This window comes from Bacillus sp. AFS001701, assembly GCF_002559405.1.
In the GTDB taxonomy this organism is placed as follows: Bacteria; Bacillota; Bacilli; order Bacillales; family Bacillaceae_G; genus Gottfriedia.
In genome coordinates this window covers 1-11,815 of the sequence record NZ_NTZO01000267.1, presented here as the reverse complement: position 1 = coordinate 11,815, position 11,815 = coordinate 1, and the positions used below count along the sequence as shown (strand labels likewise).

Genomic DNA, 11,815 nt, shown 5'->3' with positions numbered 1-11,815 from the left:
CGTTTGAAGAGCGCCCTTCTTATTTCTGTGGGAAAAAAAATCTTCAAATTAAAATGGAAACATTTTAATTCGAAGGGTTTATTTGCCTTGCTTATACTTATTAAACTCAATAAATTTTAATAATTCATCTTTTGGTATACCTGAATTAATTGCTTCTTGAAGGATATTCATCCATTCAGAATCAATAATTTTTGTTGGATCAATATCATCTTTCAGGAGGCTTTCTGCCGTTGTATTGAAGACGCCAGCAATTTTTTCAAGTACTTGAATTGAAGGATTGCTTTGTAGATTTCGTTCAATCGAACTTATGTAAGATTTTGCGATACCAGCACGTTCTGCAAGCTCTGTAAGTGACATTCCATGTTGTAAACGTAGTTTTTTAATTCGTTCTCCAATCATATAAGCTACTCCATATCTTTTTGACTATTACAAAAAGTATATCATAGTAGGGAGTAGTTATCCTAGTTTTGACATGAATCTTTAACGCAATTGTAAAGAAATGATCGCACTTCATCAGGGCTTATGCCTACTTCAATGCACTCTAGTAGCAAGTCGATCCAGTTTAATTCGGCAGAATGTTTTTCCAATTGACTGTACATGGATAATGGCCTCCTAAAATTAAGGTATAAAATACCTAGGTAACCCTGCTATCTTATTTCGTTTAATAGTTAAAAAAATACAGTGACTAGTGCTTTTTATCTATATTTACGATTAAGATCAGTGGCTTTGCGTCCCAATCTCTCAATTGGTTTGCCTTTTTCTAGTTGATTTATTACAATTTTTAAAAAATTTACAAAACAATTATATAATGAATCCGATAGCATAGTTTGTAGTAATTTGTAGTTTCAAAAAAAACAATAATATTACTAATATTTCAATTATATTAAATGCTTTAGATAAATCAAGGCGTTTTTTTATATTTGAAACAATTGGAAAAATTCTAAAAGAAAACATTTCGACATTTGTAAAAAAAATGTCGAAATACTAAAAATAAATTGGTAAAATTTAGTAATTTTAGAATAATATTCTAGACTAGTCCAAAATAGAAGAAAACGTTTAAAAATGTATGAGTTCTACTCAAAATGGCATAGTTTTGAAATTTATAAAAACAGGAGGAAAGTAATGTTTGTTTTGGATTTAATTGGAATTTAGGTTGGTAAACTAAAAGAATAAAGTAATCAATAAATAGATTACTTTATTTTTAAAATATTATTTCGAATCTCTTAATCTTTTTAATGCATAACGATAACTAGATCGAACGCTAGATTCTTTCATATTTAGGCTATATGCGATTTGTGGAAACTCATGATTGTAGTAGAAACGCCAAATTAGAATTTGCTTCTGTAAGGGGGAAATCCCATCTAGAAAACTTATAAAATTATCTAGTGAAAATGCTTCGTCACAATATATTACATCTTCATGGTTTTGTTCTACTACTACGTTTCGTTCATCATATTTAATTGCTATAGATAGCTCGTTTAATAAATAGCCTCTTACTGTTACATAAGCATAACTTGAAAAACTCCCTTTCTCAGTTTGATACTGCTGATAAGCCTTCCATAATGCAATTTGACCAATTTGATAATATTCATCAAAATTTTTATATATATGTAACTTCTTCATAGTTGCTTTTATCATTCGAGAATACTGGTTTAAGCATTCCTCGAATGTACTTGGCTTCAATTTTCCTGAAACAACTTGATAATCTACATGTTCTTCACTACATTTCATGCTTACTGCCTTTCTTAAAGGCATGCCCTTTTTGTGTATTCCGCGGTGAAGTAACTATATAAAAGTTTAAGAAATATTTCATATTTGGAAACATCAATTAAGAATAAAAAAAATAGAGTGAAATGTGAATATTGAACTTAAAACTTTAAATTTGCCAAAAATAATTAATTGAAATCTTATCTATTTTTATATTTTTATAAGAAGTAAAGTTTACTAAAACACTGGAAAAACGGTCATAGAAGTTTCAAAAATAAGGAAAGATAATTTTGATATAATCGATATGTAAAAAATCCTCAAAGGAGGCACACATGTCAAAATTAGATTATGTTGTATCGTATGAAACAATGCTGATTGAAGCTGCGGATCGTCCAGAGTATTTAACCAAAATAACAGATAAAAACAAAGGGGTGATCTATTCAAAACGGCCAATGAAAGCAATCTTGAAAGAATCCGCCCTCTACCATAATCAATCTATTAAAGGTCATCTCGAAGTCGTAAAAAGTAAATATCCAACTATGAAAAAGATTCCTCTTATGATTAATCCCACATTATCAATTATTATGATTCCTACATCTTCGCAAAATAACATATCTTGCAAATGGCTAAATTTTATCCAAATAAATAAATATATAAAAGAAAAAAGAAAAACAAAAATACAGTTTAGGAATGGAGAAGAGAGGATATTCCCAATTTCTTATTACATTTTTGATAAACAAATTAGTAAAGCCACAAAGATTATTAGTATGTATTTAAGTCAGAAAGTAGAATATAAGCTAAAATCAGATGAAGAAAAGTTAATGATGATTAAGGAATTAATAGAAGGATATTCTTCTGATGGGTAGGCTAGAGGTAAGTTGTATATGAAAAGCAGGGCAGGAAATACAAAAAGCAGGCCTTAAGATCTCAATTGATCATAAATCCTGCTTTTAAAGTTTGTGAATCTATTTTTAATTATGCCTTAAATAACTTCTTGCTCAGGTATTCTAATTGTCCATTGTGAGAACGCATTTATTTCTACTAGATCTTTAGGGAAGATAAATGTCCATGGTTTACTCGTATTTGCCTGAATTGTTAATGGAGGTAGTGTGAATAAACCTTTCGCAATTATTTCGCCATTCTCATTTAACATTTCTAGTGGTAGTAATTCTAGACTAACAGCTTGTGTTGATCCATTCCGAACTAAAATATTAACGCCTAAGTTTCCTTCTTCATTATAGCTTGCTCGTAAAGCATGTAAGCTCACTTCATTTATACGTAATTTAGGTAAAGAATTTACAAGATTGCTTAATTCTGTAATTTGTTCTTCTGTAAGTCGGCCTTCCCATGTTGGATCTATATCTAATCGATGGATAGTTTTTGATAAATCAAATGCCAACTCAAATCCTTTTTCAGGCAAGTCCTCTTTTAGTAAATACTCTCGTTCAAATACAAAGCGCCATGGGCGGCTACTGCAAGGAGGCATTTCGCCAAGCTCTTCCAATCTAAATCCTTTTTTAGCTAAGAGTTCTCCTTCTTCACTAATCAATAATAGAATAGCATCTTCTAAACGAACTAACTTTTCTAAACTGTTACGAACGAATGCTGTAACAGTTGCACTTCCGTCATCATTAGTTTCAAGTTCGATTGCAGATAATGATAATTGATTTGGCTTTAAAGGAGAAAGCTCGTTATTTAAAAATTGATAAACATAACGCTTTTCATCTTCAATATTCATTAATGGATGGAATGAAATTTTAGGGAAAATTTCAACCACTTCATTTTCTTCAACTTGAACTGCTTGATCAGTAGATGTTTGTTGCAATAAATCACTCGATGAAACTGTTGAATCTTTACCCTTTTGTAATAAACGCTTAATCGACGATAACATTTTGTTTTTCTACCCCCTGTGGACAAGATAATTCTTGGAATGTTGAAGCAAGACTTGCTGATATTTCTTGTTGGATTGAGTTATAAGTATGTTCAAACAGAGTAAATCCATCAAATTCATATAGTCGAAGTGGATCTTCTTGTTGATACTGTCTTAAGTGTATCCCTTCAATCAATTGTTGTAAATGCTCTAAATGTTCAGTCCAATATAAATCTATAGTACTTAATGCCGTGCTTTTTAAAATACTAATAAGTTTTACTTTTTTCTCTTCCTCCATACCGTTTAATACATCTTTATATACTGAAAAAGCTTCTTTTACGTTATGCCAAATCTCTTGTTCAGTATTAAAATGTTCAATATCTATTCGAAGTGGTGGTATAAGTTGTTCAAGTGCAATTTTTCCTTCAAGTTGATCCCAATCATCAGGTGTACTATCTTTAGGATAGAATTGCATTAATAACTGATTAACAGTTTCTTCAGCTTGACCAAGAAAACAATCTAAACTAGTTTCATTTTGTAAAAAATTATTTCTTAATTTATAAATAATACGGCGATGTTCATTTGCAACACCATCTATTTTAAGCTGCCATTCACGAATTGAAGATTGATTTCCTTCACAGAGCTTTTGTGTAGAAGAAACAAAGTCTTGGATCGTAGAATTTAGTACTTTGCCAAATTGGTCAGCTTGTAAATTTTTATATAATTTCTCAAGCTTTTCTGTATTATATTTTACAAATAATTCATCTTCTAATGACAGATAGAATTGAGATGAACCAGTGTCCCCTTGTCTCCCTGCACGCCCTCTTAATTGTAAATCAATGCGCTCACTTTCATGACGTTCGGTTCCAATTACATGAAGACCTCCTAAATCTGATACACCATCAGCTAATATGATATCAGTTCCTCGACCCGCCATATTGGTTGAAATGGTAATCATACCTATTTGACCAGCTTGGGCAATCATCTTTGCCTCTTCTTTAACATTTTTTGCATTAAGGAGCTGAAACTTAATCGATTCTTTTTCTAATAATTCTGCGAGTACTTCAGATTGACGAATGGAGGTTGTTCCAATTAGAATTGGTTGTCCCTTTTCATGTCGTAATTTTACATCAGCCAGAACGGCTCTGAGTTTTTCTTCTGTTTTTTCAAACACAATATCCTCGTGATCTATACGAATTACCGGTTTATTAGTAGGAATTCGAATAACTTCCATGTTATAAACATGTAGGAGTTCCTTTTCTTCCGTTTTTGCAGTTCCAGTCATGCCAGAAAGAATTGGGTACATACGGAAATAATTTTGTATTGTTACAGATGCAACGGTATGATTTTCTTCCGTTGTTTTTAACCCTTCTTTTGCCTCGATTGCTTGATGGAGACCGTTACTTAATGAGCGTCCTTCCAGAATTCGGCCAGTAAATAAGTCAATTAGTCTAATCTCGCCTTCATGAATAATATAATCAACATCGCGTTGTAATATTAAATCGGCTCGCAATGCGTTATGAACATAGTGGAAAAGCGTTGTATGTTCTAGGTCATATAAATTTTCAATCATAAAGGCTTTTTCAATCTTTGCAATACCTTCTTCAGTTAAAGTAATTGCTTTAGTTTCTTGATCTAAAAAATAATCTCTACCTTTTATAAACGTACGAATAAAACGTGCACAAAGCGAGTATAAGTGTGATTGTGCGGGTTTTTTTCCTGCAATAATTAGTGGTGTTTTTGCTTCATCTATTAATACTGAGTCAACTTCATCTATAATTGCATAATGATATGGGCGTTGAACTTGTTCAACTAAAGAAGTAACCATATTATCTCGTAAATAATCAAAACCAAATTCTGTTCCGATTCCATAAGTAATATCTGCATTGTATGCAGCTTTTTTAGCCTCCAAAGTTAAATTGAGAATGTTTAAACCTACTGTAAGACCTAAAAATTCATGAATTTGCCCAATTTGTTCCGCGTCGCGTCGAGCCAAATATTCGTTTATCGTAATAATATGTACGCCTTTTCCCTCAAGCGCACGAGTATAGGCAGGTAATGAAGAAACCAATGTTTTTCCTTCCCCAGTTGGCATTTCAGCAATATTTCCATCTAGTAATGCAAGGCCGCCAATTAATTGAACATCATAAGGGCGCATCCCTAAAACACGTTTTGATGCTTCACGTACTAGAGCAAAAGCATCTACTGTAATTTCATGAGTAACAGCTTCGTTATTAGATATTTTTTGCTTTAATAGAGAAGTAAATTTACGCAAATCTTCATCTAGAAGACCTTCAAAGAATGGCTCCTTTGTATTTATCTCTTGAACAACTTTTTCATACTCCTTTAATTTCCGATTGCCAATAATTTTTTGCAAAGTCTGGATCAAGGATGTTCCCTCCTGAGCTGGTAATCTATCATGTCTCTTCTTTAAATGTATCATAAGTTTTAAGGGACTCAAGGTGTAAATAGTGGGAATTTATAGAAAAGAATGAAAATTACATTATTAATACTAAAGTAAAAATTAGTAGGAATCAAAATAAAGCGATCGATCTTTAAGTAAAAATAACTAGTTAATTTCAAAATGTGACAAATTGCTTACTTCCTTTTATATATAATCTTAGTAGTTTCATAGTAATAGTCTATTAAGATATGAGGGAGAGGGCTTAAATTGAAGACAAAGATCGGTATAATCTTTTCTGCTGCAATACTTCTAACTAGTATATTTAGTTCACCATCGTTGAAATATAGAGGCACTAAACATGAGACCAATTTAATAAGTAATAATGAAGTAAAAGCAGCGACAAATCAAAAGAGTAGTGGACCATCAACACTTCAAAAGGTTGAGACAAATCCACAAAAAAAATGGGAGGCACTACAACTGAATCCACTCCCAAGTAGTAAAAACCTATCGTATAGTTTCAGTAATAGTACAAAAGTGTTTACAAAGCCTTTCCCAGAGCAGTATCAAACTATTAATGGAATATTGAGCTTTCGAGGCGGACCTTTCCGAAATAACGGTTCGATGGGAACGACAGTTATTTCAAAGCAAAAGTTAGTGAAGAGCTGGTCTTTTCAAACTTCTTCTTCATCTGGATGGGGCGGGGGCTCAGGATGGACTGGCCAACCTAGTGTAATTGAATGGAAACCACAAGAACAAAAAATTATGAATTTATATTCCCAATTTAAAACAAAGTCAAATTTTAAAGAGGTAGTTTATGGATCTTTAGATGGAAAAGTTTACTTTTTAGACTTAGCAACAGGTAAGAAAACAAGAAATCCAATTAATATTCAAAATCCAATTAAAGGTAGCGTGGCTCTTGATCCACGTGGTTATCCTCTTTTATATGTTGGACAAGGTATACCACAAACCGGAAAAATAGGTATGAGGATTTTTAGTCTAATTGATGGCTCTCAATTAGCATTTATTCCAGGAATTGATTCGTATTCTTTTCGTGGTTGGGGAGCTTTTGATGGCTCTGCGTTATTTAACCGAGAAGATGATGCTATGTTAGTCTGCGGGGAAAATGGACTAGTTTATTTTATCAAACTAAATACTAAATATGATCCAAAGGCTAAAAAGATAAAAATTTCTCCAGTAACTTCAAAATATCGTTATAAACTTAAAAATAATTCTTACCAAGGTATTGAAAATTCAGTAGCGGTATTTAAAAATATTGCATACTTTGCCGATAATGGTGGTGGTATTCAAGCGCTGGATATTATTAAGAAAAGGCCAATTTGGGCAAATAATGCATATGACGATACGGATGCGTCAATTGTCATTGAGAATTCAAATGGTACGCCGTTTTTATACACAGGTTCTGAAATCGATAAACAAGGAACTAAAGGCTATGCACGTATTCAAAAGTTAAATGGGCTTACTGGTAAAGTAATTTGGGAGAAGAAAGTACCGGGTTATTCGTTAAAAGGTAATCATCCTGTTAATGGTGGACTGTTAGCGACTCCAATTGTTGGAACTGGGCCATTAAAAGGGCAGGTTATTTTTAATATTTCAAGGTATAAAACGATGAATGGGGGCTTATTAATTAGTTATGATACTGTTACTGGAAAAGAAAAATGGCATTTAAATTTACCAAACTATGCGTGGTCGTCTACAGTAGCGGTTTATACAAAGGATAATAAAGCTTACTTAATTCAAGGTGATTCTGTTGGGAACCTGCACTTAATAAGTGGTAGCGGAAAAATGCTCAATAAGATTAATCTAGGTGCCAATATTGAGGCATCTCCAGTTGTAGTTGGACAACAAGTAATTGTTGGAACTAGAGGAGGTAAATATATTAGCGTCAATATCCAATAAATATAGTGGTGAATGATCCCTAATTCCGTTTGCTGGAACTAGGGATTTCTTGTTTATTTAATATAGTCTTTTCAATTGTGTTAATAACGTATTAAACTTCTATTAAAAGAATTGGATTTTAAGCAAATAGATTAGATAATATGATAAGTGTACTTACTTATAACTGTATTAGGGGAGTGAAAGAATTTGGCTAATAAGGCAGAAAACAAAGTTGAAAGTCGTTCAGAACATAGAAAAGTTAAGAATAAGGAAGATGGTTTAGGTAATAAACGATACTTTTCGTTAATACTCTCGATAGCTGGAGTACTTATAATTGGTGCTACAGCAATTTTTTATGTTTACCCAAAAATAATGAATGAAGGTAGTATTCATCCGGAAAATGCTTCTACAAAGGCAGTAACGAATAAGGATGTAAAAAAAGAAACAAAGAGTGAAAAGCCAACTGAAACAAAAACTAAGGAAGCGACTTCTAAGGAAACAAAAGTTACCGATGAAGAAAAGCAATCAAAAGATTATGTTTTACCGGAAAGTAATAGTAAAAAACTAACGAATGCAGATCTAATTAAATTAGCTCCAAATGAATTGCGTTTAGCCAGAAATGAAATCTATGCTAGGCATGGTTTAGTATTTAAATCTAGTGACTTGACGATTTATTTCAGCTCGAAGTCTTGGTATAAACCTAATCCAGCATATGGCGGAGAGCTTAATGATGTAGAAAAATATAATTTAAGCTTAATTAAATCCAGAGAATAGTTGAAAAAGGACAGTTACTTCTTCAAAAGCTATTAAAAAAAGCAAAGTTCAGTGATTTATGAACTTTGCTTTTTTACTGACTCTGACACTTGATAAAAAACTACTTGTGTATGTCTTAAAGGTTAATCTCGGTTACTTGACTATCTAACCACTTTAAGATTTTCTTTGCTCCATTTTCCTTAGCTACTTCTTTTACTGTCATTCCATCCACATTCTTTATTGATAAGTCTGCACCTTTTTTAATTAGATACTGGAATGTTTTTACATCATCTACTTCATAAGTTGTATCAAAAATAGGTGTTTCTCCAGAACTGTCCTGCTGGTTAATATCTGCTCCGTATTTTAGTAGTAAGTCAATTGCTTGCTTGTCTCCCATAGAAGCGGCGGCGTGTAAGATTGTCCAATCATCTGCATCTCCTATAGAAGGATTAGCTCCGTTATCAAGTAATAACTTTAACATTTCCAAGTTAAGATGATCATCATCAGTATATGAAGTTACGAGAAGTGGAGATTCGTAGTCATCATTCAATTCATTTACGTCTGCGCCTTCGTCAATTAACTCTTTAACTTGTTCACCATCGTTATCAAGTACTGCTTGCGTTAATGGTGTTTCCGCAGCTAAATAGCCATCAACGAATGATTGTGCTAGTGGAATCGCCTTTTCTACTAATAATCCTGCACCGACTATAATCCCGAATGACAACCCGAATACAATTACAGCAATTCCGTATACGCGTTTTGGTGTTTTAAATTTAATATCGCTTTCTACATTATTAAAATGATGCAAAGCGTTAATACGTTTTGGTAAAGTTGGATGGGACATTAATCGTTCACTTAACCAAATTAAAAGGCCTTGTTCATTGCTACTATTTAATAAATATTCATGCTGATCAATTTGTTGATAATATTTGCGACCAACGGCTAACATTGTAAGTGCTTGAGCCGATGCTTCAAAATCATTTATATAATGACTAGCCATTCGATCACTTGTATACTCACAAGCACGTGAATATGCCGAACCTAAAAAAGGAACCCAATTTGCAGGCAATACTAAAGCCCTTTTTAGAATATGATTTCGTTTAATATGTGCAAGCTCGTGTGCAATCACGAAATCAACTACTTTTGGATTTGATTCAATCTCTTCGAATAAATCTGAATATAATACAATCATATTCCGTCCAAAGAAACGCGTAGCAAAGGCATTTAACAATCCCCCAGATTGGATTACATATACATCTGGTAAGAAATAAAAGCCCATTTCCTTTGAAATTTCTCTTGTTCTGAAATAAACTTCTGGAAATTGTTTTTCAGTAATCTTAACGCCATTTATACGTATGTGGGCAGTGAAAATTAAATGGGCAAAAAGTGGAAAAACGATTAAAATTCCTAAAATAATAAGACCAACAACACTTAAAATAAGTAAAAAATAAATTGGAATACTAATAAGTAAAAGTAATATAAAATAAATCGATTCTTTCCGATTAACTAACGGCTTCAATTTCTCTCCTCCTATATCTCAATTCTTATAGTTTAACAAGTAAATGGAAAGGATGTCATACATATATTTAAGAGAAATGAAACCAATTACTTCCACTAAATAATAAAAAAATTTCTTTTTACCCTTTAAATAAAAAATAGTATGATAGACTATAGTTTACTTTTTTAAGTATTTATTTAGATTCAATTTATCTATTAAAAACATGTACTATATAGAATGAAAATTTAAGGGGAAGTTAAAAATAAATGGAAACTCAGTTAAGAGAACAAAATTCCTTGTCAAGAGCGGGTATACGAACAATGCGAAAAAAACGAATACCTAGTTTTAAAAGTAAATGGATGTTTATTTTAATACCAATTATCGCGGTATTAATTATACATTTAACATTAAATTACTTAAATTCGCCTAAAAGATTAGTGAAGATTTTTGATAAAGCTGTGTCAGATAATAATTATAAAGAAGTTACACATATGCTACAAAAAGGTGGTACTGGGGCATCCCTAGATGAAGACTCAGTAATCGCATTTATGGATTACTTAAATAGCTATGATGTTTTAGATAAATTAGACGATATGATTCAAAATAATAAAGTAATTAATAGTAAGTTAATAGATAGTCGTGGGAATTATGTGCTTTCAATTAAAAAGGGTAGTAAATTTTTAGGGATTTATCAAACGTATTTAATAAGTGCCCAACCATTCGAATTAAAGATTTCTTCGCCAATTGACGACATTGAATTAAAATTAAATAATCATATTACACATTTAAATAAAGACGAATATGAAACAACATACCACAAAATTTTACCTGGAAAGTACACAATGGCTGTTTCATATAAAGGTGTTTATAGTGATGTTAAGGATGCAGTTGATATAGATTTTTCTTCTGCTTCAAAAAATAAGTTATCACAGGAATTAACTTTTAATGTTAGTTATGTCCAAATTTACTCAAACGAACCTGAGGCAGAACTTTTTGTAAATGGAAATGATACGGGGCAAAAAGTAAGTGAACTAGATCGCTTTGGTCCTTTTTTATTAAATGGTAAAACAGTAGTTCACGCTGAAATTGAAAAGAATGGTGAATTATTTAAAACGGATGATATTCCGGTTACAGGAAAATATGTAGATTTAATGTTTGATACGCCAGTTGAAAATCAGGACGAGACAGATCAGAAAGATGGTTTTTTTGCAGGACTTAAACGTTTTTTTGATAAGTATTTACCAAGTCCTAAGCCTTCTTCTGATTTAGAAGAAAAGCAACTAATCAACGGCTTGTTTAATCAAAATGGCCAAGCATTCTTACAGTCTAAGGAATATCAAGACAAAATTAAGAAAAAGGATACAACGCAAAAACTCACAAGCTTTTCTATGAAAAATTCAAAGCAAGATGATTCGGGTATGATCATTACAACAAATGAGTCGTATGAGATAACTGATAAACATGGTAAAACTAAAATGAAATCATTTGAAATTACTTACCATTTCTCAAGAGAAAATGATGAATTAAAAATGGATCGTATAGTAGAAGTAAAAGAGATAAAGTAAATTGTAAAAAAGAGTCCAATTTAGGTTGGACTCTTTTCAAAGTGTTGAAATATAAAAGGGTCAATCGTATATTAGGTGATTCCATTTTGATAATATAAATCTTTTAATAATGATTTTAAATG

At 31.9% G+C, this 11,815-nt stretch carries 10 protein-coding genes and 1 riboswitch; of the genes, 4 read left to right on the top strand and 6 right to left on the bottom strand.

Translation table 11 applies throughout. The features are described from left to right. Window positions 1-78: 78 nt before the first annotated feature. The 3 genes from CN514_RS17380 to CN514_RS17375 all read right to left on the bottom strand — a co-directional run bounded on the left by CN514_RS17380 (window position 79) and on the right by CN514_RS17375 (window position 1,731). Window positions 79-399, bottom strand: coding sequence for a helix-turn-helix domain-containing protein (locus CN514_RS17380; protein WP_098233682.1), 321 nt, complete (start codon window positions 397-399; stop codon window positions 79-81). A gap of 62 nt (window positions 400-461) precedes the next feature. Then, window positions 462-599, bottom strand: coding sequence for an anti-repressor SinI family protein (locus CN514_RS25795; protein ID WP_176522488.1), 138 nt, complete (start codon window positions 597-599; stop codon window positions 462-464). Window positions 600-634: 35 nt separating this feature from the next. Beyond that, window positions 635-765: riboswitch (cyclic di-GMP riboswitch) on the bottom strand. 444 nt (window positions 766-1,209) lie between these two features. Beyond that, entirely contained in the window at window positions 1,210-1,731 is a 522-nt protein-coding gene (locus tag CN514_RS17375; protein ID WP_176525950.1) for a sigma-70 family RNA polymerase sigma factor, read from the bottom strand. Between the two features lie 308 nt (window positions 1,732-2,039). On the opposite strand from CN514_RS17375, the gene CN514_RS17370 reads away from it, so the two are divergent. After that, a complete protein-coding gene (locus CN514_RS17370; RefSeq protein WP_098233680.1) occupies window positions 2,040-2,573 on the top strand; it encodes a competence protein ComK in 534 nt (177 codons plus the stop codon). 116 nt (window positions 2,574-2,689) lie between these two features. Here the strand turns inward: CN514_RS17370 and CN514_RS17365 are convergent, their stop codons facing one another. Both CN514_RS17365 and secA2 read right to left on the bottom strand, forming a co-directional pair. Beyond that, entirely contained in the window at window positions 2,690-3,598 is a 909-nt protein-coding gene (locus CN514_RS17365; protein ID WP_098233679.1) for an accessory Sec system S-layer assembly protein, read from the bottom strand. Further along, a complete protein-coding gene (gene secA2 / locus CN514_RS17360) occupies window positions 3,582-5,966 on the bottom strand; it encodes an accessory Sec system translocase SecA2 (RefSeq protein ID WP_098233678.1) in 2,385 nt (794 codons plus the stop codon). The genes CN514_RS17365 and secA2 overlap by 17 nt, the downstream gene beginning before the upstream one ends. A 282-nt stretch (window positions 5,967-6,248) precedes the next feature. On the opposite strand from secA2, the gene CN514_RS17355 reads away from it, so the two are divergent. Next, complete coding sequence (locus CN514_RS17355) at window positions 6,249-7,898, top strand: outer membrane protein assembly factor BamB family protein (RefSeq protein WP_098233677.1); 1,650 nt, start codon at window positions 6,249-6,251, stop codon at window positions 7,896-7,898. A 186-nt stretch (window positions 7,899-8,084) separates the two neighbouring features. Continuing rightward, window positions 8,085-8,651: a YARHG domain-containing protein gene (locus CN514_RS17350; protein WP_098233676.1), complete on the top strand. Its 567-nt coding sequence runs from the start codon at window positions 8,085-8,087 to the stop codon at window positions 8,649-8,651. A gap of 115 nt (window positions 8,652-8,766) precedes the next feature. On the opposite strand, the gene CN514_RS17345 is transcribed toward CN514_RS17350, so the two are convergent. After that, window positions 8,767-10,149: a M48 family metallopeptidase gene (locus CN514_RS17345; protein WP_098233675.1), complete on the bottom strand. Its 1,383-nt coding sequence runs from the start codon at window positions 10,147-10,149 to the stop codon at window positions 8,767-8,769. 245 nt (window positions 10,150-10,394) lie between these two features. Between CN514_RS17345 and CN514_RS17340 the strand changes: the two genes are divergently transcribed. Then, complete coding sequence (locus CN514_RS17340; protein ID WP_098233674.1) at window positions 10,395-11,693, top strand: TcaA 3rd/4th domain-containing protein; 1,299 nt, start codon at window positions 10,395-10,397, stop codon at window positions 11,691-11,693. Window positions 11,694-11,815 lie beyond the last annotated feature (122 nt).

Excerpts from the sequence above, each read along its gene's own strand:
- CN514_RS17370 (WP_098233680.1), top strand. The coding sequence starts at position 2,040 with ATGTCAAAATTAGATTATGTTGTATCGTATGAAACAATGCTGATTGAA.
- CN514_RS17375 (WP_176525950.1), bottom strand. The coding sequence starts at position 1,731 with ATGAAATGTAGTGAAGAACATGTAGATTATCAAGTTGTTTCAGGAAAA.
- CN514_RS17365 (WP_098233679.1), bottom strand. The coding sequence starts at position 3,598 with ATGTTATCGTCGATTAAGCGTTTATTACAAAAGGGTAAAGATTCAACA.
- CN514_RS17380 (WP_098233682.1), bottom strand. The coding sequence starts at position 399 with ATGATTGGAGAACGAATTAAAAAACTACGTTTACAACATGGAATGTCA.
- CN514_RS25795 (WP_176522488.1), bottom strand. The coding sequence starts at position 599 with ATGTACAGTCAATTGGAAAAACATTCTGCCGAATTAAACTGGATCGAC.
- CN514_RS17340 (WP_098233674.1), top strand. The coding sequence starts at position 10,395 with ATGGAAACTCAGTTAAGAGAACAAAATTCCTTGTCAAGAGCGGGTATA.